Origin of the sequence: Pontibacillus sp. HMF3514, from assembly GCF_009858175.1 — a bacterium.
GTDB lineage: Bacteria > Bacillota > Bacilli > Bacillales > BH030062 > Pontibacillus.
Map to the genome: position 1 here is coordinate 2,308,900 of NZ_CP047393.1, position 21,086 is coordinate 2,329,985.

At 35.8% G+C, this 21,086-nt stretch carries 29 protein-coding genes; 4 read left to right on the plus strand and 25 right to left on the minus strand.

Annotated elements, in window-relative coordinates; all coding sequences use genetic code 11:
- Positions 1–66: 66 nt before the first annotated feature.
- Entirely contained in the window at positions 67–1,152 is a 1,086-nt protein-coding gene (gene rlmN, locus GS400_RS12015) for a dual-specificity RNA methyltransferase RlmN (protein ID WP_160102108.1), read from the plus strand.
- 145 nt (positions 1,153–1,297) lie between these two features.
- Positions 1,298–1,453 (plus strand): hypothetical protein, encoded by a 156-nt coding sequence (locus GS400_RS12020; protein WP_160102110.1) that lies wholly within the window; start codon positions 1,298–1,300, stop codon positions 1,451–1,453.
- 115 nt (positions 1,454–1,568) lie between these two features.
- Here the strand turns inward: GS400_RS12020 and GS400_RS12025 are convergent, their stop codons facing one another.
- The 6 genes from GS400_RS12025 to GS400_RS12050 all read right to left on the minus strand — a co-directional run bounded on the left by GS400_RS12025 (position 1,569) and on the right by GS400_RS12050 (position 5,146).
- Positions 1,569–2,444: an alpha/beta fold hydrolase gene (locus tag GS400_RS12025; protein WP_370519683.1), complete on the minus strand. Its 876-nt coding sequence runs from the start codon at positions 2,442–2,444 to the stop codon at positions 1,569–1,571.
- Positions 2,445–2,464: 20 nt separating this feature from the next.
- Positions 2,465–3,031, minus strand: a complete 567-nt coding sequence (locus tag GS400_RS12030) for a DUF4256 domain-containing protein (protein ID WP_160102112.1) — start codon at positions 3,029–3,031, stop codon at positions 2,465–2,467.
- Positions 3,032–3,158: 127 nt separating this feature from the next.
- Entirely contained in the window at positions 3,159–3,422 is a 264-nt protein-coding gene (locus tag GS400_RS12035; protein ID WP_236560906.1) for a hypothetical protein, read from the minus strand.
- A gap of 124 nt (positions 3,423–3,546) precedes the next feature.
- Positions 3,547–4,065: a hypothetical protein gene (locus GS400_RS12040; protein ID WP_160102116.1), complete on the minus strand. Its 519-nt coding sequence runs from the start codon at positions 4,063–4,065 to the stop codon at positions 3,547–3,549.
- A 185-nt stretch (positions 4,066–4,250) separates the two neighbouring features.
- Positions 4,251–4,613 carry a hypothetical protein gene (locus tag GS400_RS12045; RefSeq protein WP_160102118.1) on the minus strand — a complete coding sequence of 121 codons (363 nt, stop codon included), beginning with the start codon at positions 4,611–4,613 and terminating at the stop codon, positions 4,251–4,253.
- Between the two features lie 26 nt (positions 4,614–4,639).
- Complete coding sequence (locus GS400_RS12050; RefSeq protein WP_160102120.1) at positions 4,640–5,146, minus strand: hypothetical protein; 507 nt, start codon at positions 5,144–5,146, stop codon at positions 4,640–4,642.
- A 114-nt stretch (positions 5,147–5,260) separates the two neighbouring features.
- On the opposite strand from GS400_RS12050, the gene GS400_RS12055 reads away from it, so the two are divergent.
- Positions 5,261–5,506 carry a DUF2642 domain-containing protein gene (locus GS400_RS12055; RefSeq protein WP_236560908.1) on the plus strand — a complete coding sequence of 82 codons (246 nt, stop codon included), beginning with the start codon at positions 5,261–5,263 and terminating at the stop codon, positions 5,504–5,506.
- Between the two features lie 61 nt (positions 5,507–5,567).
- On the opposite strand, the gene GS400_RS12060 is transcribed toward GS400_RS12055, so the two are convergent.
- The 6 genes from GS400_RS12060 to GS400_RS12085 all read right to left on the minus strand — a co-directional run bounded on the left by GS400_RS12060 (position 5,568) and on the right by GS400_RS12085 (position 10,063).
- Entirely contained in the window at positions 5,568–6,005 is a 438-nt protein-coding gene (locus GS400_RS12060; protein ID WP_160102122.1) for a hypothetical protein, read from the minus strand.
- Between the two features lie 10 nt (positions 6,006–6,015).
- On the minus strand, positions 6,016–6,372 hold the full coding sequence (locus tag GS400_RS12065; protein ID WP_236560910.1) for a hypothetical protein: 357 nt from the start codon (positions 6,370–6,372) through the stop codon (positions 6,016–6,018).
- Positions 6,373–6,526: 154 nt separating this feature from the next.
- The gene (locus GS400_RS12070; RefSeq protein WP_160102126.1) at positions 6,527–7,162 is read right to left on the minus strand and encodes a YczE/YyaS/YitT family protein; all 636 of its coding nucleotides are present in this window, start codon (positions 7,160–7,162) and stop codon (positions 6,527–6,529) included.
- Positions 7,163–7,249: 87 nt separating this feature from the next.
- A complete protein-coding gene (locus GS400_RS12075; protein ID WP_236560912.1) occupies positions 7,250–8,509 on the minus strand; it encodes an MFS transporter in 1,260 nt (419 codons plus the stop codon).
- Between the two features lie 113 nt (positions 8,510–8,622).
- The gene (locus GS400_RS12080) at positions 8,623–9,171 is read right to left on the minus strand and encodes a putative glycolipid-binding domain-containing protein (protein ID WP_160102128.1); all 549 of its coding nucleotides are present in this window, start codon (positions 9,169–9,171) and stop codon (positions 8,623–8,625) included.
- Between the two features lie 25 nt (positions 9,172–9,196).
- Positions 9,197–10,063, minus strand: coding sequence for a LysR family transcriptional regulator (locus GS400_RS12085; protein WP_236560914.1), 867 nt, complete (start codon positions 10,061–10,063; stop codon positions 9,197–9,199).
- 126 nt (positions 10,064–10,189) lie between these two features.
- Here GS400_RS12085 and GS400_RS12090 point away from each other — a divergent pair, with 126 nt between their 5' ends.
- Positions 10,190–11,281, plus strand: coding sequence for a citrate synthase/methylcitrate synthase (locus GS400_RS12090; RefSeq protein WP_160102132.1), 1,092 nt, complete (start codon positions 10,190–10,192; stop codon positions 11,279–11,281).
- Between the two features lie 66 nt (positions 11,282–11,347).
- Here GS400_RS12090 and GS400_RS12095 read toward each other — a convergent pair whose 3' ends face one another.
- The 13 genes from GS400_RS12095 to paaX all read right to left on the minus strand — a co-directional run bounded on the left by GS400_RS12095 (position 11,348) and on the right by paaX (position 21,050).
- Positions 11,348–11,542, minus strand: coding sequence for a hypothetical protein (locus GS400_RS12095; RefSeq protein WP_160102134.1), 195 nt, complete (start codon positions 11,540–11,542; stop codon positions 11,348–11,350).
- A gap of 124 nt (positions 11,543–11,666) precedes the next feature.
- Positions 11,667–12,017 carry an ASCH domain-containing protein gene (locus GS400_RS12100; protein WP_160102136.1) on the minus strand — a complete coding sequence of 117 codons (351 nt, stop codon included), beginning with the start codon at positions 12,015–12,017 and terminating at the stop codon, positions 11,667–11,669.
- Positions 12,018–12,055: 38 nt separating this feature from the next.
- Positions 12,056–12,607: a group-specific protein gene (locus GS400_RS12105; protein WP_236560916.1), complete on the minus strand. Its 552-nt coding sequence runs from the start codon at positions 12,605–12,607 to the stop codon at positions 12,056–12,058.
- Between the two features lie 35 nt (positions 12,608–12,642).
- A complete protein-coding gene (locus GS400_RS12110; protein ID WP_160102138.1) occupies positions 12,643–13,407 on the minus strand; it encodes a GNAT family N-acetyltransferase in 765 nt (254 codons plus the stop codon).
- 2 nt (positions 13,408–13,409) lie between these two features.
- A complete protein-coding gene (locus GS400_RS12115; RefSeq protein ID WP_160102140.1) occupies positions 13,410–14,105 on the minus strand; it encodes a hypothetical protein in 696 nt (231 codons plus the stop codon).
- Between the two features lie 34 nt (positions 14,106–14,139).
- On the minus strand, positions 14,140–14,571 hold the full coding sequence (locus GS400_RS12120; RefSeq protein ID WP_160102142.1) for a hypothetical protein: 432 nt from the start codon (positions 14,569–14,571) through the stop codon (positions 14,140–14,142).
- 170 nt (positions 14,572–14,741) lie between these two features.
- Entirely contained in the window at positions 14,742–15,038 is a 297-nt protein-coding gene (locus GS400_RS12125; RefSeq protein ID WP_160102144.1) for a hypothetical protein, read from the minus strand.
- A gap of 100 nt (positions 15,039–15,138) precedes the next feature.
- The gene (locus tag GS400_RS12130; RefSeq protein ID WP_370519798.1) at positions 15,139–17,823 is read right to left on the minus strand and encodes a heavy metal translocating P-type ATPase; all 2,685 of its coding nucleotides are present in this window, start codon (positions 17,821–17,823) and stop codon (positions 15,139–15,141) included.
- 42 nt (positions 17,824–17,865) lie between these two features.
- Positions 17,866–18,234 carry an ArsR/SmtB family transcription factor gene (locus GS400_RS12135; RefSeq protein ID WP_160102146.1) on the minus strand — a complete coding sequence of 123 codons (369 nt, stop codon included), beginning with the start codon at positions 18,232–18,234 and terminating at the stop codon, positions 17,866–17,868.
- A gap of 365 nt (positions 18,235–18,599) precedes the next feature.
- Positions 18,600–19,061, minus strand: coding sequence for a DUF4367 domain-containing protein (locus GS400_RS12140; RefSeq protein WP_160102148.1), 462 nt, complete (start codon positions 19,059–19,061; stop codon positions 18,600–18,602).
- A gap of 26 nt (positions 19,062–19,087) precedes the next feature.
- On the minus strand, positions 19,088–19,663 hold the full coding sequence (locus GS400_RS12145) for a hypothetical protein (RefSeq protein ID WP_160102150.1): 576 nt from the start codon (positions 19,661–19,663) through the stop codon (positions 19,088–19,090).
- 150 nt (positions 19,664–19,813) lie between these two features.
- Positions 19,814–20,122: an MGMT family protein gene (locus GS400_RS12150; RefSeq protein WP_160104614.1), complete on the minus strand. Its 309-nt coding sequence runs from the start codon at positions 20,120–20,122 to the stop codon at positions 19,814–19,816.
- 52 nt (positions 20,123–20,174) lie between these two features.
- Positions 20,175–21,050 (minus strand): phenylacetic acid degradation operon negative regulatory protein PaaX, encoded by an 876-nt coding sequence (gene paaX / locus GS400_RS12155; RefSeq protein WP_160102152.1) that lies wholly within the window; start codon positions 21,048–21,050, stop codon positions 20,175–20,177.
- Positions 21,051–21,086 lie beyond the last annotated feature (36 nt).

Here is a 21,086-nt window from a genome sequence, read left to right on the forward strand (position 1 = left end):
TTGTTTACGAAGCGCAAATCCCTTAATATAGGAATAGCGAATTTTTTAAAGAGGAGTCTATAATATATGAAACAATCCATTTACGGGTTAACGTTCGAACAACTGACGAACTGGATTATAGAGCACGGTGAGAAGAAGTTCCGCGCAAAGCAAGTCTGGGATTGGCTTTATCAAAAGCGTGTAACAGCATTCTCTCAAATGAAAAACTTAAACCAATCTTGTATCGATCTTTTAGATGAACATTTTACCATTGAGACCTTAGCAGAAGAATTAAAACAAGAATCCGAAGACGGAACGATCAAATTCCTATTTAAACTTGCAGACGGTAACGTTATTGAAACAGTACTCATGCGTTTTAACTATGGACTGTCGGTATGTGTAACAACGCAGGTAGGCTGTAATATCGGTTGCTCTTTCTGTGCAAGTGGGATCTTGAGTAAAAACCGCGACTTATCAGGCGGTGAAATCGTTGAACAAATTATGCAAGTACAACAACATTTGGATAAGCAAGGTAAAGATGAGCGTGTAAGTCACATCGTTGTTATGGGTATCGGTGAACCATTTGATAACTACGACAACTTAATGGATTTCCTTCATGTTGTAAACGATCAAAAAGGTTTATCAATCGGAGCTCGTCACATTACGGTATCTACAAGCGGAATCGCACCGAAAATGTACGACTTTGCGGATGAAGGAATTCAGGTTAACTTAGCCCTATCCATTCACGCACCAAACAACGAATTACGTTCTCAAATTATGAAGATCAACAAGGCTTACCCATTAGAAGATCTAATGCCAGCCATTGATTATTATTTAGAGAAGACAAACAGACGTATTACGTTTGAGTATATCTTATTGAAAGATGTCAACGACCATAAAGAGGAAGCTGAACAACTTGCAAGATTACTCAAGAACAAACGTCACTTGTCTTACGTTAACTTAATCCCTTACAACCCAGTGGCAGACCACCCATACGAACGTAGTGAAAAAGAATCCATCTTAACGTTCTATGAAACCCTAATGGACCGTGGCATTAAGTGCGGAGTTCGTACAGAGCACGGAACAGATATCGACGCAGCATGCGGTCAGCTACGCAGTAAGCAGATTGAAAAAGAAAAAGCACGTAAGAAGAAAAAATTGCAAAATAGTTAAAACCATAACACATGTGATTTCTTAATTAGAGATCACATGTGTTTTTTAGTAAACCGCAATTATAAAAGATATTGCTCTCTTTCAAATTTAAATAAATGAATGTACAAGCATTTGGGTATTTTATTGAATGAAGGAGGGTTTCATCATGATTAACGAAGACTTTGATCAGTTTGTTAAGCATCAAGAAAAAGAAAAAACAACCTATCTTGGCAATGGAAAACGTGGCAAAGATACAGATAAGAAAACAAATAATCCTAATAAATCAACAGAACACCCAGGCGCAACTGGACGAGATATTTAATATGAAAAGTCGAGTTTGTCTTTTAGTAGGCTACTCGACTTAATGATTTCTAAAATCATACTTATCATTTGTTACAACTAAATTTTTTAAATCTAATCAATCGATAGTAAAATGATCACACTAATTTTATATAATCATTGATCAATTCAGTAAAATTTTCCTTTTCTTCTAAGAAAGGATTGTGATTACTTTTCTCAAAAACATAAAGCCTTGATTTCGGAACAAGTTGATGAATTTCCTGCGAAAAAACCAGTGGGCATTGTGAATCGTGCTTGCCGCAATAAATAATTGTCGGAGTAATTATATTAGGAATATCATCTCTAATATCATAATCAGGTAGTTCTTCATATGAGTAGAAATCTAGGCGTTTATGGACTACTTTACCACTACTCGGTTTTGAAAAATATTCATCAAATCTACTTGGATTATAGAGTGACATTTCAGTCCATTCTCTTCCTGCTTGTATTCTTTCTTCTCGTGTATAATCATTGGATTTTAGAATTGAAAATATCTCTTTAAGCCTCTTATTATTTGGATTTTTTTCACTATAAATGCTGTCTACATGCTCCATATAAACGTTTGTAGCAGTAGCCCCTCCCACTAACAGCCTTTTCAAAGAATGGGGATGAGTAAAACCATAAACCAACCCCAACATTCCACCTGTTGAATGACCTGCAAAGCTCCACTTATCTATGTCTAGAGCTTTACGTATGGCTTCTAAATCATTTACTGTTTCATTCATACTTAACTCATCCTCGTATTTGACCCTACTCGAATTACCAGCTTCTTTTAAATTTATAAGGTAAACACGAAATGAATCTAAAAACATATCTGCAAAATAATTCCCACGCTCATTAAACTCACTATACAAATGAGTTACACATAAAGGTTCCCCACTACCTGAAACAAATACTTCAAATTGTCCTCTATCTGTATTAACAAACCTTTGCTCCCACATATTTTCCCCTCCCTTTTCTGATTGTGGAATCATAATAATGCCTTCTATCAAACTTAGACCCTTAGCGATCCACGGAACCCTCTGGCAGCATAGTAGGATTCTGCTCCATTGTGGTACACAAAGACAGTGTTATATCGACGATCACAAAATATGGCCCCTCCAAGCTTTCTAATATTATCAGGTGTTTGTACCCAACTTGACGTCTTCATATCGACATTTTCAAGCTTCTGCAGTTCCCGGTATTGTTCTTCAGTTAAAAGTTCAATACCCATGGCAGTTGCCATATCAATAGCGTTATTTTCAGGTTTGTGTTTTTTCCTTGACTCAAGCGCTTCATGGTCGTAACAAACACTTCTACGACCTTTAGGACTTTCCGCTGAACAATCATAAAAAATGTATTCGTCCGTCTTTTTATCATGGCCAACAACATCCGGCTCACCGCCAGTTACTCCCATTTCATTAAGGGACCACAGCTTTTCAGTATTAGCTTCGAGCTCAGCTTGTACATTAGCCCAATCAAGACCTTTATGTCGGTTCATGTTTTTCTCAAAACGAGCTTTCAAAATTTCGAGTAGTTCTTCTCGTTGTTCTAGTGATAACTCCTTATTTCTCTTTGTCATATTCGTTTCTCCCTTTTTTCACTAATAATTGTAAAATGACTAAACCGCTCCGTTAGTACAATAACTTCAACAAAAAGATGCGTTATCCTTCATGGATAAACGCACCCCTTCAGTTTAAGTATATTTATTATTGATTATCTATAAAATTTTTATATCTCTTTTCCATGACATGCCAACCAACAAATCCATAAGTAAATCCGAACGGAATTGCTTGTGTGATATAATCAGAAACTTCCTTTACTTCATCACCAAACATCCATTCTAATAAAAGTGTTCCTAACAAAAACACTAAACCACTCATGAATATCCCGTAAAAAATTACAAATTTCCATTTCCCAATCTTTCTGGTCTTCCCCCATTTTTTAAGTTGTTTCTCTCGATTAAAGATCATAACCTCCCCCTCTTCAAAACATACCGCCTATTTCACCATAAAACCATTTAAATAAGAGATGAGTAATTCTGCTGGTTGTCGTTAATATAAAAAGCACAAACACTTTTTACTTTAGGTTTGCGCTCTAATCTGAAAGACTTGAATATATTTGTTCACCAGATTTAGAATACCCATTTATGTTTACAGGGGTTATTATAGCTCCCTTTAGCTTTTTGAAGAAGAATCGTTTTCCCTCTGCCTTTATAATTGGAACACTTTGATTAAATTTTTCCTCAGTTTCTACAGTTACTTTATGTATCTCGGGGTTAATGATCTGACCAAAATAGTAAACAATTTCTTTTTGCCCCACTCCACCTGCACTCCATGTTATTTCCTGTTCTTTATTGGGTGGATAATAAGTAGAACTTATTGAACTTTCATTCCCCATCTCATCTCTAATTTCCCAATTTCCAGTCCACTTTCGTTTTAGTTCCGCAAGCATTACGGTATGTTGGTTTCTAAAAATGGTTAACCATTCCCCGTTTACCTTTCTCACTAAATAAACATCTTCTGTTGCTGGATCCCAATTTTCAGTAATGTTAAAAACATCATCTTCTGTTGGGGACTGTTTGTGATTGTATATGAGCATTACAGAACCAAACATTATAAATATTAAAATACTAATAGTGATTTTTTTGATAGCGAATGACTCCTTTTATAATTATCCACCTTGTCTTCTCTCCACAATCGATCATTTATTGATAATCTTCCAAATTTCTAACTTTAACCTTTTCGCTACCAGACGTTTTAATGTACATAATATAACGTTCACGGTCGAAAATGGATTTTCTAACTTTTTTTATTGTGACTAATATATAAAACGGAATATTCTAATTGATTATATGTATATTCAATAACAACATTCTCTTTTAATCTGGCAAAAGACATCACTTCTGCATTCTTTGGGACAAATTGGTCTGCGTAGCTTTTCTTCAATTCATATATGTCTTCCGTTAGCATTTTATTCATTGTTGCTTCTTTCGATGCTTTAAAAACTTCTTCAAAATGATTTACTTCTGTAATTTGATCTAACTCTTTCTCGATAACTTCAGGGATAGTTTTATCTTTTCCTAGATCTTCAGAAACCTCTGATGCACAAGCAACTAGTGTTAAAGTAATACAAACTAAGAGAATAGAATATTTGTATTTCAAAAAGCTCCCTCTATAAACATATTTATTTAATGATTACTTTCTATTTCAGATATATTAACGACTTCTTTGGTAATAGCATCGATGTAATATATAGTTTTATTACCAAGCGAATGAAAGGCTTTAACAACCCAAACATCTCGAACCAAGTTATGTTCATTACTTTCATCATAGTCGTAATTTTCGTTAAAGGTCACTGCCCACTTTTCAACTTCATTACTTGTTAGTGATTCTGCTATTTGACGGGCTTCTTCTTCAGGTATATAAATACCCTCTAAATTTTCAACCATGCTTTTTATATATGTAGTGTCGTCCTTGATCCCTGCAATGTCGGTTTGTTTTACCATTTTAGACTGTAGTACGTTTAGGCGTTTTTCACTCTTTTCCAACTTAGATTGTAGTTCTTCCTGTTGTTTGTTCAGTTCTGTTATCTTTTCATTTAGCTTTTGAAAGTCTTTTGTGTTGTGAGTGTTTGTGGAGCAAGATGTCACGATCATTGTAGCTATTAATGCTATAGAAATTGAAACTACTCGCATGTACGCTTACCTCCCCCTAAATTACCTTTTTGTAATTACTTAAATATCAGTATCGTTCACTACACCTATCCCCCATGCATATGTTAAAAGCATACTAATAGCGGGGGAATATTAATGTATTATCGTCAGCAACCTCAAAATGATAACCAATGGATGAATCCTCAATACACGACGGTCATCGATCCTTTTGTAGTCGTTCGATTGCAATTACTTCGAGGAAAGAATTTAATTGTTGAAACAACGAAAGATACCATTAGAGGGGAATTAGTCGAAATACAGCCTGATCATGCTGTGCTACAAATTGGAGACTCTCTTTTCTTTGTTCGTATTCAACAAATTGTGTCATTTATGCCAATTTAAATATTTGACCTTCAATAGCCTATTGAAAGATTTATCACATCCAGAATTTTCAAAGAATACTTTATGTTTCATTTTTAAAAGATCTAACTAACATAACCCCTGTAAGAATTCCGATCATAATTAATATATGAGTATATTGCATCGGAGCGAAAAACACCCCCAACGGAGTGTGGCGGTATGAAGCAATACCAACAAGTCGAAATGTGTATGTATGTGGAGTTAGGCTAATTATTAGGAAAATAACTGTGGGGATTATGAGCCAATTAAAGTTAATGTCCCCTTTTAAAATCTTCAAGACTCGCTTCCACTCAATCAGAATCCCGAATAATATGCTTAGGAGTGAGATATAAAAGTAGTTCCATAACCTCTCCTCATCTATTCTCACAATTCCTTCTACACCCATCGCCATGCTTCTAAAAATCTCTGCGATAACATTTAGGATCATTAAACCAATTATAAACACAACAGCATATTGAATAATTTTTTTAATCACTTTCACTCTCCCTTCCTCATTCACTAGGACTCAATGACCTCACAAGTAGTACCCCAGCTAAAATACTGAGTACCATATGCGTATCTGGAACTAGGAACATCCAAATATAAAACGGATCCTCTACTCCAAACCAATGCAATACGTAAGTTCGAGGTATAAATATGAATACGAGTAGAATCATAGCCGGTGCTAGTAACCAATTTAGATTGAAGTTTCCTAGAGTTAATGCAATCACTTTTTCTGATTCCAGAAGAAGTCCGAATAAAAAACCCCAAAGTGTCATTTTCGTAAGTAAAAACCTGATGTTATCTTTTCGTGAATTTGCCTCCCTCAATTCCTCATAGGTTTCCACCATTAGATACAGAAGAATCAAAGCTACAATTATAAATGATGCACGTAAAGCATTTTTTTTATAAATACAATCACACTCCAGCACCTCATTTTAATACCAATTATTTCAAAAGGAACCATTTAACTCAATCCTTTTCCACAAAAAAGACGCTTTCCTTAAAAACAAGGAAAACGTCTTATGATTTACTTACACTTGGTTTATAACTTAAAAGTCTTTGGTCGATATAATGCATGCCCTTCATAAACAAGTGAATAACCATTCCACTTGTAAAAGCGATGATCAACGTTCCTATACCAATTGCTCCACCAAAGAATGCAGCAATAATAACTAAAACAATGCTAATTAAAGCTCGAGCAAATGATACTGACTTACCCGTTAAGTTCTTTACAACAATCATCATGCGATCAAAAGGATTAGGGGCAAAATCTGCTTGAAGATTAATAGCAATACCTAAAGCAGAAATGACTAACCCAAGTGAAAAGCATACGACTTGTGGAACAATCGATTGTGGTTCAATCCACCCACTAAATAAATGGACCCAAAAATCAATCCCTACTCCAGTAAGCAAAGATGTGAATATAGCAATGATTTCAGGTTTCCGTTTTTCTGCAATTGAATTAAAAAGAATCATACTTAAACCAACAACAATTTCCCAGCTTCCTATGGTTAAGCCGAATGTACGATAAAGACCGACAAGCAGGGCATCAAAAGGAGATGTACCTAATTTGGCAAGGATGGTTAAAGAGATTCCTGAAGTTAAAACCACAATGCCAATTGTGTAATACAAAATTCTTAGATAGATCCGATTCATATTCTCCCCTCCTTGTAAGGTAAACGTCAGTATATCCTATCATGGAGGGCATGATAGTTCAATAGGTGTTTGATTTATTTTCTTACCTTAGCTCGTAAACGCATTTGACTTCTCTTCACCATATTTTGCTTTTGCTGAAAATAAAAAGATTGAAAATAGGGTTGCTGCAATTAATGTACCTACACTAGCAAATATCAAACATACGATTTGAAGAGAAAACCACTCAGAAGTTAGACCTAATAATAATGTAAATCCTATTTGAATCAATCCTTGGACCATATTAGCAATACTACCGAACCTCCCCATAAGATCGACTGGGATACTGTTTTGAAAAAAGGTAGCATAGCCAGCATTCGCAAATGCCATGAAGAATCCTAAGAACACAAATGCAAAAGTAGCTGATATAAAGTTAAAGGAGGAATAAAACATTACATAACCCACTGACGAGAGTAGGATCCCTCCTCCAATATAAAAGCGAAGCTGTATCTTTTTTGACAAAACAGCAGCTACACTCCCTCCAAGAAGAGCGCCGATTCCAGTTATACTTACAATAAGGCCATAATCACGTTCTGAAAGCTCTAAGTTCTGTTTAATAAACGTGACCTCTTGTGAATCTAATGCAAATCCAATCAGCATGGCGATTTGAAATAGTAAATAGACTGTTATAAAAAAAGTAGCTTTCTTTGAAAAGTCGACTACAGCTTTAAGATCATATAAAAGTGTTTTCCATTTTATAGGTTCACGAACTTCTCCAGTCTCTTCATCCACATTTGGAAGAAGAAAAATGAAAAAGGCACAAACAATAAATGAAAGAGCATTGATGATAATACATAATTCAGTACCGACATACATGATAAGAACACCAGAAATGGCAGGTCCTAATAAAAATGCCCCTGAATTAGTCATGCTCATCATTGAATTAAATCGCTGTCTACGTTCTGATGGAATAAGCTTAGTTATATAGACTGCAGAGCTAGGACCAAAAAATGCTCCCACAATATTGATAAGAAAGACTAATCCATAGATTCCCCATAAGAAACCTACAAAAGGAATACAGAAAACCAAAATCCCCCTAATAATATCTACTATAATCATCAATCTTCTTTTATTCACTCGATCAATGACACTTCCAGACCAAAAATTCGTTATTAAGAGTGCAATAGGTTTGATAATATATAGGCCTGCTACAGCTGCAGCAGATCCAGTTAAATTTAAAATTGTAATATTAATGGCAATCAGGTAAATCCAGTTTCCTAGATAAGACACCCCTATCCCAGAGAGAAGGAGCATATATTTGCTTATCAATCCATTCAAATCATCACCCACTAAAGAAAGATAAAAATTCATTATGTAAGAAATTTACCATTTAACACCTATTCTATATGCATTAAATTAATCCTCCTTAACAGAAAAAAGACACAAACCTGTCACATAGGTTTGTGTCTTAGTTTTATTTAACCTTAAAATTCTCGAGTAAATAACCCAGGATAATCTTCAACTAAGCCGTCTTGGTCCACACGAATGGTAGTTTTATAGTTTCGACATTCGTATTGGAAAAATCTCTTTCCCCCGTCTTCATCAACCAACGTATAATGTTGCTTTAACTGTAATAACTCTAGTGAAGGCACGTCTATATACAACATTTGAAAGGACTTCCTCTCTCCAACTGCCCATTCAAACCGATTAATGGGAAGCGAATTAGAAAAAGGGGTTACAGATATATCTATATCGATAGCTCCCTGCATGCTCTCTAAATATGTATCATTTGACCACCAATCGCCCATTCCGTTTGATCGCAAATGTAACGTGTGGTCTTTACCTTCCACAGCTACATCAACACTTTTCGTCACCCAATTTTTATCTAGATCTATTTGATACATCACCTTGTAAGCATCCTTTTCATCAGTGTATATCACTGTTCCTTTGGCGTTTATTTCTTGAGGAGATTGAATCAATTTAAGATATTCACAACCAATAGGGCCTTTACTTTGCCACATAACCTTTTTCATATTACCTCCTCCGACTTTTCCCTTGTTATTTAAACTGATGGTTGGAAACGTATGAGATAAAATCGTTTTCCAAAGAATGATTGTATTTTGTAAGAGCAAAAGTATGTGCTTGAGGAAGATCAATTTGCGGGATAGGCACTTCTAATATTCTACCTTCCAGCAACTCTTTCCTCACTGTAGATTTGGGAAGGAAAGAAACACCTAGTCCACTTTCAATAAACCGCTTCGTAATATGAACTTGAGATACTTTCATCGTCTTTGTTCTCGGAAATCTTGACTTGATTTTTTGATGCAATGTATCCCAAACACCTGGATAATTGTGTGTGAGTAAATAGTTATGTTTTAAAAATTCCTCTGGATAGCTTAGTGGTGCTGATTCAGAATCATATCCATCATGGGGGACACAAAAGACGATTTGGTCTTCATATAGTTCAACACAGTTCAGTTGATCATCTTGGCTTTTTAGTAGTGAAAAACCTATATCCACTTCCTCTTGGATAACCGCTTCTTCAATATTCTTTGATTCCATAATTTCTACGTCAATCTCTAATTCTGGATTGCTCTTCAAAAACCCTTTTAAAACAGTCGGCATAATCGTATCCGCGATGGAAGGGGATATAGCTAACCGCAACTTCTTTCTATACCCTTGCCCAAACGAATTCATATCCTCAATACCTTCTCGATGGGCATCAATCATCTTCCGAGCATGTTTGATGAATCTTCTGCCTTCCTCAGTTAGCTTGACAAACCGATTATTCCTTTCAAAAAGACTGACCCCTAATTCTTTTTCCAATGACTTAATGTGTACCGTGACAGTTGGCTGGGAGACGTATAAAACATCGGCCGCTTTACGAAAACTTCCTTCCTCTGCAACCGTTATAAAGGTATTCATCCATGATAATTCCATTGGCACACCCCGTGCATTAATATTTTTAATCACTTCCATTAATTTTATTTAATTTTCTAAATTCACAATACATTTTATACTGAAAATAAGCAAATATTTAGGAGGTTAACGATGATACAAAAAGGATTGAAAGGTGTAGTCTGTACAGAAACAAACATTAGCCATATTGATGGAGAAAAAGGAAGATTAATTTACCGTGGGTACTCTGCACAAGATCTAGCAAAAGAACATTCATTTGAAGAAGTAGCTTATCTGCTTTGGAATGGTACGCTTCCTAAAACTGAAGAACTGAATAAAACAAAACAACAGTTTAAACAATCACGTAAGCTTCCAAATTACGTAAAGAATATCATAGAAAATATTCCAGCCAGCCATGACATGTTAAGTGTGTTAAGAACGGCTATCTCATCTATAGAACTATTCGATACAAAACAAATTACAATCCAAGATGCCATTACCCTAACTTCACTTATACCTGCCATTATTTCTTACCGAGAATCCGTTCAAAAAAACACTACCTATCCAGAGGAACGAACTGATTTAGACCACGTTGCTTATTATCTTTATATGTTAACAGGAGAAGAGCCATCTTCCTCTTATGTAAAGGCATTAGAGACCTACATGATTTTAACCATGGAGCATGGGTTAAATGCTTCTACCTTTTCAGCTAGAGTAACAGCTTCAACGGAATCCGATTTGGGTTCAGCTGCAACATCTGCTATTGGAACAATGAAGGGACCATTACATGGAGGGGCACCATCTGGTGTTATAGATCTATTAAATGACATTGCAAAAAGTAGAGATATTCGAGGATGCATTCAGCAAAAAGTAGAAAATGGAGAGAAGCTAATGGGTTTCGGACATCGCGTATACAAAACCATGGATCCAAGGGCTCAAGCGATCAAAGAAACACTTCAAGATAACAAAAAGGAAGATGATTGGTTTGACCTTGCACTAAAAGTTGAAAAGACAGCTATTGAAGTATTAGAAGAACTTAAACCAGGGAGAAAACTTTACACGAATGTAGAGTTCTATGCAGCAGCTGTTCTAAGAGAATTGAATATTCCTAGTCACCTTTTCACAGCTACATTTACTGCAAGTCGAATGGTTGGTTGGACGACACATGTTATGGAGCAATTAGAGGATAATACAATTTTCAGGCCATCAGCACAATATGTAGGACCCATTTACGAGAGAGTTTAGATAAGTAATGAATTTTAAAAAGGACTCATGAAGGTATAACTTCACGAGTCCTTTTTATGGAAAAACCTAGTTGGTATGTCCGCCCATCATTTTCTCTCTTCTTCTCTTTGCCATATAAGCAGCAAAAAAGGCCACAACAGCAAAGGCTCCATCAATTAGAATGAGTTCTCCTGCGGTAAATAGGGTGTACAAGAATGATATTCCGAAAATAGCACCTAAAATAATGTAGAAGTAAGTTAAAAACTTGTCTAATTTTTGCATTTAAACACTCCATTTGTATAATGCTTTTCACATTTTACTATTATATATTATTCTTACTAATACTATAACAAATGATTGTATCTTGAAGGAGCTAAATTTTTAAAAACATTATATAATCTAAAAATTACTGAGCCTTTGAAAGATCAACCCAAATTACTGCCCCCATTGGATGTTGATATGGAATGGGGGTGTCGTAAATAATCGGATTATCTAAAACCCAAGCATAAGTTTTTTTGTAAGGGAGTTGACTAGTGTCTTCACTGCTCACGCAATGAAGGTTTGAATGATTTTTATAGTCTCCTAAAGTAAGTTCTTTACTTTCCACAATATTGACTGTTCCGTAAACCATGCCTGAACCACTTTTGATTAACCCGATTTTCCCCCTCTTTTTAGTATTGGATCCTCGTATCTCCCAAGTCTTTTTACCTTTTAGGATTAGATCAATCCAAGGTGATTTAACTAGCAGACCTTTCATGAAAACTCCTCCATTTATTGTTGAAGCAACCGAGAAAATCATATCTCGTCTATTTTCTTACTCCAATTAATCACTTTTGCGTTCGAAATATCTACTTCTCCATCACTAAAGAGATGTGGTATGAATTGAAACATACCAAACTTGTTCCCTTTTCTAATTTCTTCTTTATAATAATCCATTGTGTCTTGAGGGATTGAGGTAAGTCCTTCATATTGCTGGGTATCTATGATATGTATATGTTTATTGGGAATGTCTTTATCAGGACCTTGATAACTTGCTTTATCGGTTTGGTATATTACATTTTGGTTGTTAGATAGGTTTTCAATAGGTACCTTATAAAATAGTAAATCCGTTCTTGTATTCACTTCAAATGTCTTGAGAGCTTCATACACATGGTTCGGGTGTAGAGGAAGAAAATGAATGACATCATTCCATAAACAATCAAGCTTAGGAATTTTCCTTTGATGTAATTTCGTACGTTTTGGATGATCTTCGTACTTTTTAATATATTTCTTATAAAGCTCTTCATCTTTCACCTTTAATCTGTTCAATGGCATCAGGTAATCACCAAACATATTCTTAGGAACCATATGATAGACGCATTTTTCGATAAAGATCTCTCCTTTTATTCAAAATACTTATAGTACGATTCCGTTCTTGCCCTTATCTTACAACCATTTCTCTCAAATACCCGTTGCATCTTTTCGTTACCTTCATGCGTATTACCGATATAATAGGTAGCGCCCATTTCTTTTAAATGAATGAGAGATTGATAGTGGATGGGGATGCTATGACCCTTTCCTCTCTCATCAGGTAATATGCCAAAATAAAATAATCTCCCTTCATCACTTGTACCAGGTTCAATATGGGGCATTGAAACGCCTATTGGTTTATCTTCTAAAAAAGCAACCTTACATGTTTCTTTCCAAGAGTCCCCTAGTTCACTTTTAACTGAATCCATGTGTTGCTCCATTGTTAAAGTAGATGCTTCATTTTCAGAACCGCTCATACTATGAGCCCAATAGTTTTTAAATTCATTTTCTGAAATGGAGCAATCACTTATAGAATGCCATTTATAATCATGAATGGCTTTGGGGAGTTCGTTAAGCTCTCTAAATACTTCAACTTTATTAGCATACGGTTCAAAGCTATGGGAGATCATCAGGTTAGAGAGCTCTTGATAATGTTGGGTATTTCTATGTATTACAGCACTTATCCTCTTAATACCAAGAGATTCACCTCCGTGGGTTAAATCTTGAAGGTGTTTCTCAATTGTTGATTGATCATATTCCACATCATCTTTTTCTTCAATTAAAATATAATCTGGAAGTCCATTTAAAACTTTAAAGGTAGCTTTAAGTTGTGCCTGTAATGATTGTAAATCTCTCAATTTCAAAAACCCTCCTTTTTGAGAGTAAATATAGGCTTTCTAAGGTTATGATTTAACGTTACCTTTATCACTAAAACGTGGGTACCCCTCAAGTTCCCTAAGGTATATTTGCAGACATTTTCAATTTGTTCTTTGGTACCAAATCGTATAATTTGTTCACGGTTTAAAGAATCTTGATTTAATAAGTCATGATGTGTGTAAGCCATAGTTAGCAGCTTCAAGAACACTTCAACATGTAAGTCTTTTCCTTTTTGCTTAGAGCCATATGTATATCCTTCAACAAACCCATCAGCATTGGCTCTTAATTGAGGCATATATAGATGATAGTTACATTTTCCATACCTCTCAGTGTCATGTATAGTTGGAAAAAAGGTCTGATAATTAAATACATAGTTGGCAGCTAGTGAAGTTCCTGTATAGAGAAGAGGATAAGGATCTATAATCCTAGCACCGTGCTTAGTAAAAATAATGTTATCTGGTGATGTGTCTTGATTAGTAAGGATCTTTTTCTCTCGCTCAATTGAACGATTTGCAATCAATTCCTCCCCAACCTCTAAAACTTTTTCCTTATTAAATTCGTGCTGACTTGCAAGCAATTCATCTAGTTCACTTTGATACTCTTTCGTTTCTTCTTGGATAAGTTCTTTTAAGTCCATATCAAATTGGCCTTTCACTTCCCCACTTTCTCCAACATTCAAATACCCCAATCCTTTATAAGGAGGATCTATGTTTTCAAGTGAAAGAAAAAAACTCTCCTAATTGCCTACCATATCGTTTGGACTGTTCTTTTGATTGTTCTCCCAGCCCAATTGTGCTTCCTACATAAGATTCGATCGTATAGGTCAGCTCTTCATCTATAAAGTACTCAAAATGTTCAGGGCAAATCCCCTTTTTAGCTTTATTGGCATTCTTGTAAAACGATTTTGTCCCATCATACTCAACCATCAATTCTTCTCGATTAAATACAACCTCTTTATCATAAGCTACCTTTTTGGGAATACGAAGAACAAGCTGCTCACGATCTATCAAATAAGCAAAATGCCAAGCACCTTCCCCTAGCCTATTAATTTCTTTTTCGGAATAAAACTCATTTAACCCTTCATTTCTCAAAGCAGTATTTATGAGTTCTAGCTCTGTAAAGTTTTCTGTTGTCTGGAATTTCATATCTTTTAATCTCCTTTTACCTCTATAAATATAAATAATTCCATTTCATATCTGCTAATTCCTGCCGAAAATAAAAGGCTCTGTTAAATATCAACAAAGATCTTTAACAGAGCCAAATAAAAAGACGCGTTAAGTAAACGCGTGCTTTGACAAAGATTATTTTCTTTACCTTAATCCCCACTTATTGAACGAATAGCCAGAATGCCTGAAGTTGCATCTAGTAATGGTTGTGTTTTTGGAATATAAAACATTTCTATATAAAATGGATGTCCCACTCCAAACCAAGGTACCCAGTAATAGCTTGGAATAAAGCTTAAAACTGTTAAGATTATCGCAGGAATGAACAACCAGTTAATTTTAAAATGTCCCTTAATTAAACGCTTTAAGCTTTTCCACTCTAATAAAACGCCAAACAAAAACACCCATAAGCTTAGTTTTATACTTAAAGTTAATAATTTCTGATTCAAATTAAGGCAAGTTTTATATAAAATAAATAATAAAAACCCTTACCCCCAACAGGTAAATAAGAGTTTCTATTATTAAACACTATGCACCTTTATCATACCTCTATTTATTCATCAATAATCTCATACTATTTAGTATCACGAGTAATGCTGCTCCTGTATCAGCTAAAACAGCCATCCATAAGGTTAAGAGACCTGGAAATATCAGTACAAGCGCTGCTAATTTAGTAATTAAGGAAAACCAAACATTCTGTTTGATGATATTCAAGGCTTTCCGACTCAGACTAATCGTATGAGGTAATTTCTCTAAATTATCTGCCATGAGTACAATGTCGGCAGTTTCCATGGCTGTATCCGTTCCGGCACCGCCCATGGCAATTCCAAGATCAGCGGTCGCAAGGGCTGGAGCATCATTTATTCCATCTCCAACCATAGCTACACGTTTACCTTCATCTTGCAATTTCTTTATCGCAGTAACTTTATCTTCAGGTAATAAGTCGGCAAAGTAGCGATCTACACCTGTCTCATCAGCAATTTTACTCGCTGTTCCTTCATTATCCCCCGTTAACATCACCATCTCTTTTACTCCTACTCCTTTGAGGGTCTGGATGGATTGTAACGTAATGTCTCGGATTGTATCTGCTACAGCGATGATTCCTAAAACGTTTGTGCGGGTACCGACTATCACAAGAGTATTTCCGTTTCCTTGTAAAGAATTCATTCGTTCTTCTATTTCATCTAGAGAAACGTTCATCTCTTTAAACAGCTTAGGATTACCTGCAAAATATTCAACCCCATCAATCGTTGCTTGAGCCCCTTTACCTGCAATGGCTTTAAATGATTCTCCATCCTTAGCCGAAATATCACGTTCAGCAGCGTAAGTTGTAATAGCTTGAGCAATTGGGTGAGTGGAATATTCTTCAATCGTTCGGGTGATTCCAAGCAGTTCTTCTCTTTCACCTTGAAGAGTAATCACTTCAGCTACTTTCGGCTTGCCTTCTGTTAAGGTACCTGTTTTATCAAAAGCAATAGCTTGAATGACTCCAGCCTTTTCTAAGAATGTTCCACCTTTAATGAGCACACCATTCTTAGCTGCATTTCCAATTGCTGATACAATGGCAACAGGTGTAGAAATGACAAGTGCACAAGGGCAAGCCACTACCAATAACGCAAGGCCTTTGTAGAGCCATTCTCCCCAAGCACCAAAACCGAATAATGGAGGTAGAACCATAACTGTAAGAGCTAATCCAAAAACGATCGGAGTATAGACTTTAGCAAAACGATCGACAAACGCTTGGGTTGGGGCTCTTTTCTCTTGAGCCTCTTCCACAAGATGAATAATTTTAGCTATTGTTGTATCCTCGACTAGCTTTGTTACCGATATTTCTAAGGATCCACTTTCGTTAACAGTACCTGCATAAACGGTATCCCCCTGTTGTTTGTCTACAGGTAAAGATTCTCCTGTGATAGGAGCCTGATTAATACTGGACTCACCACTTAGGATTTCACCATCGAGAGGTATTTTTTCTCCTGGTTTAACTACGATAACATCGTTAACCTCAACTTCTTCTACAGCTTTACGAACAAGTTGATCACCTGATTTAACGTTAGCTTCAGAAGGTGTGAGATTCATCAGGCTTCTAATCGATTCTCTTGTACGTTCAATGGATCTATTTTGTAATGTATTCCCTAATGCGAAAAGCCAAACAACCATTGCACCTTCAAACCATTCTCCAATAAAAGCTGCCCCAATCGCTGCCGAAGCCATAAGGACGTTCATATCGAGAGAACCACTCTTAATCGCATAAAAGGCACTTTTAGCTGGCTTAAACCCACCTACTACAATAGCGATAGCATATAAGGCTGTAATCAATTCAGCATTCACATTTGCAAAAGATCCTATAAAACCAAATGCCAAAAAGAATCCAGATAAAGTGGTTGTTGAAGTGACACTTTTTTTCTTATTATTAACTTGACCACCTTCGTGTCCAGGATAATCTAGTGAAGCGTCAAATCCAGCTCTTTGAACTTCTTTTATAATTTCCTTTTGATTCGTTGAGTGATTAACTTGCATTTTCCCTGTTGAGAAATTCACACTGACCTTTTCCACATTCGGGTTTTTGCTCAGGTGCTTTTCAATGGTCATTGCGCAAGAGCCACAATCCATACCTTCAATTTTGTAGGCTTCCATGTCTTTATTTGAATGGATCGGGTCAGCATCAAAGCCTAATTTTTTCACCTGTTTTGGTATCTGACTGTGAACAGAATGATCCTCTGCACCAACCACCATTTTAGCTGTTCCATAATTGACTTTTACTGAATCAATACCTTGCTCCTTACTTAAACTTTTCTCGATTGTAGCTGCGCAGGAAGGACAGTCCATCCCATTGATTTTGTACTCCACAGTATTCTGTGATTCCGTTTCCCCGTCATTATTATCCTGCATTTCCTTATCAGTCTTACCGGTACTACAGCATCTTGAAGTTTCTGCTAAGGCTTCAATATTAGTTTGTGTTTCATTACTACAACAGGCAGACGTTTCAGAAGTCTTTTCTTTCTTACCCCCAGAACAACAGCTTGATTGTGCTTCTTTTACTGTTGATACTTCACTTTGTGCTGGAGTCTCATTTCCACAACAAGCAGAGGATGCAGAAGTCTCTTCTTTCTCATTTTCGTTAAGTTCTTGTTTAGTTTCTTCCCCAGAGCAACAAGAATCGGTTGTTTTTGTTTCAGGGGTTTCAAAGTCTTTTTGACTAGAACAACAACTTGATTGTGATTCTTTATTAATTTGACCCACTTACTTACCTCCTATCTATTCGCTCGACAAACGTTAAGATTCCTTCGAATGTAGTAATGCAATTGAAACCAATTGATGGACATGATCGTCAGCCAAAGAGTAAAAAACAAGCTTTCCTTCTTTACGATATTTGGCTAATTTCATGTTGCGCAATAACCTTAAGTGATGCGAAGCTGTAGCAGTGGTTGAACCGATAATATTCGCCACATCACAGACACAAAGTTCCTTTTCTAGAGTTAAAGCATAGGCAATTTTCATCCGTGTAGCATCTGATAATGCTTTAAAAATCAACTCTACACCTTCCGCTTTCTCGATTTCTGGTTTCACTCTCTGAACAAGTTCCTCATCGTAACAAAACGTGTCACATGTATCTTTATTGGTCTTTTTTAATGTTTCTGCCAATTTGCATCACCTTCATTCTAATGATTGTTTGAATATTTGTTTAAAGTGTATGTTATTACTCCCTTAATAGTCAATAAAAAATAATCAAATAGGCGTTTGAATATAAAAACACACATCAATTTTTATGATGTGTGTTTTCTAACTACGTAAATCTACAAAGCTAGCATAAGTACATTTATCCAAGTATCATCTTAAATAACACTAATATCAGTAAATAATCTTCTCTAGATAGCTTCTACATTAGGAATAGCATATAATTCATAAGCTTTTAAAATTATCTCGAATCCAAGTCTTCAACATAATGGCCCTTTAAAGGAAGACTCAGCTTCAAGAGATTAACTTATATAATTCATATATCAGTTAGTCTATTTCTCAACCTCTACAAAGCTTTCTGCAACATCAACCAGTACTTCCTTTGAGAAATTTTGAGATGAAGATAATTGGTAGAATAGATCTTCCTTTTCCCATTTCAAAACCTTCCCACCATTGGGACCAACTCCATACTTTCCTGTGAGTGAATTTTTTATTACAACTTTATCTTGAGTGAAGTCGATAACATTTCGTTGCCCCTTCATAATATGAAGTAATAAATAATCATTATCTTGATTATAAAATTTAACTGAAAGCATTTCCCCTACACCCATTTTCGGAGTTTTGATTTCAATATTTTCTGCTTTGAAGGGCAAAGCTTTAGGGATTTTGGGATTAAATCGCAGTTTAGTTATTTCCTCCTTCAACTTTGAAGTATTATACGTGTGCATCTGATCTCCACTGCAACCAATCATGATGAATAAGACAAAGAAGACTAAAATATGTATTTGTTTCACTATAATTCTCCTAACTGCATATATATCTACTTATTGATAGCATCAAAATAAGTTTCTGGAAAGTGATGAGAAATATGCTTCTGAATAAGCTGCTCAAATTCATCTTCTGGTAGGTCTGTATTAACCTTATTACTTGAGTTTTTTATTCCTTTTTTAATTTTTTTCATGTAATCCGTCATCGTTTCAAGTATTAGAAGTTCTTCCCTATTTAACTTCCCATCTTGATCAAATGGAGGGAACTTCACGTCATATCCCTCCTCGCTTATATGAAACCCTTCTATAATCATGTTAGGAGATTGATAGAAAAAGTGCTCGGGAATATTTAAATTTAAGTAACTTCCACCAAATTCAAATAAATAGTAAAGTCTCATCATTTTATCTTCTAACTCACGCAAATAATCGTCCAAGGATTCTCCCCTTGGTTGCTTCTCCTGTATTTTTTCAGAATAATCAATAGCATGATATAAATTTAGATTTAACTCTGTTAAAAAGCTTTCATAATTCTCTTGATGGTTAACCCTCTCTTTTCGATAAAGGTTCCCAACAATTATTAGTGTAACTACTAAAATAAAAACGGTGATTTGATAAAATTTTTTAGACATGAAAACGCACATCCTCCAACCTTATTTTTCCATACAACTACTATATCAGAGGACATCTTTTTCTAACACCTGTGTATGTAATTTATATACTTTTAACGGATTTCTAGTTAATAAAAAACACTTACAGAGTCATGCTCTATAAGTGTTTCTTCATTCAGGTTCATACCGACTCTCTCTCATATCCACTTTATACTCACTAACAAAAACAACTTCTTCATCTTCCAATCGCTGCTTTTGTTCAAAGCTCCCCTCTTCATCCTTGATAGCTATTTCTCCTTTGGCATTTACCACTCGATGCCATGGCAATCTGTATTTCGAACTCATTGTATGTAAGATACGAACCACTTGGCGAGCACCTCTTGGGCTTCCTGCATGCTTAGCTATTTGTCCATAACTCATAACTTTTCCCTCAGGAATGTCTCTAATAATGTTGATTACGCTTTCTGTGAATGGTTTCATATTCAACGATTTCTTCCTTTCATAAGAAAAAAAGCAGACCACGTGAGCCTGCTTAATCTGTCATTAATGGGTGATTGAGTACATTATAGGACTCATCTTTTTTATGGATTTCATTACCGTCCTGGAATACACTCTCGAAGAATCGATTGGCTGGTTCAGCGAGTTCTTTATAGTAGTCACTGAAGAGCATAGCTGCATGGTTGCCATACCATTTTTCAGGCAACAATTCTTCTGGTAAACCTGGATCAACGAATAAGAATTTTCGATATTCGTGAACGAGCTTTGTACGTTCGACAAAGCATTCGGCGTCTGTCATTTCGCCTTTTTTAATTTTGTTTCGATCAATGATGAATTTTTGACTATAATGCGCGATAAAGTCATTGTATTTTTCATTGATGTCTTCTAAGTCCCAGCTCTTCTCAACTAAACGTTGATTTTCTCCCGGACCATCGTAAGAGGCAACGAAAAAGTCGATATAATCGGAGATCTCATATTTTTGAATGAGCGAGTGAACTTTATCATCCAGATTATTCGGTGAGATCCAACAACTCGGTGAAAGAGTTCCAAAGCCGCTCCACACAAGTTCTTTCCTTAATTCATCACGAATGCTTCGTTTTTCTTCAGGGATTGTGTAAAGGAGCATACGCCACTTTCCATCCCACTCATCCGGTTTGAATTTAAAAATACGTTTGGCTGCTTCGTCCATACGTTTTACACCATGTTCAGTCAGAGAATAATAGCTTTTGTTTCCTTTTTTGTCAGCTTTTAGCCACCCCTGCTTACTCATGCGTGATACAGCTGCACGAACTGCTTGCTCGTTATGTCCAAATTCTTTTAAAAACCGAATTAAGCTTCCAATCCATATGTGATTGCCATAGTGGCGAATGTAGTCTCCATATAAGGTGAAAATCATTGATCGTGTATTCATGCCAACATCCCTTTACCGTTTTACAGTTAGAAACTA

What these genes read in the sequence shown, in the direction of transcription:
- GS400_RS12150 (WP_160104614.1), bottom strand. Translation starts at nt 20,122, where the DNA reads ATGAAACCATTCACAGAAAGCGTAATCAACATTATTAGAGACATTCCT.
- paaX (WP_160102152.1), bottom strand. Translation starts at nt 21,050, where the DNA reads ATGAATACACGATCAATGATTTTCACCTTATATGGAGACTACATTCGC.
- GS400_RS12145 (WP_160102150.1), bottom strand. Translation starts at nt 19,663, where the DNA reads ATGTCTAAAAAATTTTATCAAATCACCGTTTTTATTTTAGTAGTTACA.
- GS400_RS12025 (WP_370519683.1), bottom strand. Translation starts at nt 2,444, where the DNA reads ATGATTCCACAATCAGAAAAGGGAGGGGAAAATATGTGGGAGCAAAGG.
- GS400_RS12105 (WP_236560916.1), bottom strand. Translation starts at nt 12,607, where the DNA reads ATGGTTCCTAAGAATATGTTTGGTGATTACCTGATGCCATTGAACAGA.
- GS400_RS12085 (WP_236560914.1), bottom strand. Translation starts at nt 10,063, where the DNA reads ATGAATACCTTTATAACGGTTGCAGAGGAAGGAAGTTTTCGTAAAGCG.
- GS400_RS12070 (WP_160102126.1), bottom strand. Translation starts at nt 7,162, where the DNA reads ATGAATCGGATCTATCTAAGAATTTTGTATTACACAATTGGCATTGTG.
- GS400_RS12035 (WP_236560906.1), bottom strand. Translation starts at nt 3,422, where the DNA reads ATGATCTTTAATCGAGAGAAACAACTTAAAAAATGGGGGAAGACCAGA.
- GS400_RS12080 (WP_160102128.1), bottom strand. Translation starts at nt 9,171, where the DNA reads ATGAAAAAGGTTATGTGGCAAAGTAAAGGCCCTATTGGTTGTGAATAT.
- GS400_RS12020 (WP_160102110.1), top strand. Translation starts at nt 1,298, where the DNA reads ATGATTAACGAAGACTTTGATCAGTTTGTTAAGCATCAAGAAAAAGAA.
- GS400_RS12090 (WP_160102132.1), top strand. Translation starts at nt 10,190, where the DNA reads ATGATACAAAAAGGATTGAAAGGTGTAGTCTGTACAGAAACAAACATT.
- GS400_RS12075 (WP_236560912.1), bottom strand. Translation starts at nt 8,509, where the DNA reads ATGAATTTTTATCTTTCTTTAGTGGGTGATGATTTGAATGGATTGATA.
- GS400_RS12055 (WP_236560908.1), top strand. Translation starts at nt 5,261, where the DNA reads ATGTATTATCGTCAGCAACCTCAAAATGATAACCAATGGATGAATCCT.
- GS400_RS12040 (WP_160102116.1), bottom strand. Translation starts at nt 4,065, where the DNA reads ATGTTTGGTTCTGTAATGCTCATATACAATCACAAACAGTCCCCAACA.
- GS400_RS12120 (WP_160102142.1), bottom strand. Translation starts at nt 14,571, where the DNA reads ATGAAATTCCAGACAACAGAAAACTTTACAGAGCTAGAACTCATAAAT.
- GS400_RS12100 (WP_160102136.1), bottom strand. Translation starts at nt 12,017, where the DNA reads ATGAAAGGTCTGCTAGTTAAATCACCTTGGATTGATCTAATCCTAAAA.
- GS400_RS12095 (WP_160102134.1), bottom strand. Translation starts at nt 11,542, where the DNA reads ATGCAAAAATTAGACAAGTTTTTAACTTACTTCTACATTATTTTAGGT.
- rlmN (WP_160102108.1), top strand. Translation starts at nt 67, where the DNA reads ATGAAACAATCCATTTACGGGTTAACGTTCGAACAACTGACGAACTGG.
- GS400_RS12030 (WP_160102112.1), bottom strand. Translation starts at nt 3,031, where the DNA reads ATGACAAAGAGAAATAAGGAGTTATCACTAGAACAACGAGAAGAACTA.
- GS400_RS12050 (WP_160102120.1), bottom strand. Translation starts at nt 5,146, where the DNA reads ATGCGAGTAGTTTCAATTTCTATAGCATTAATAGCTACAATGATCGTG.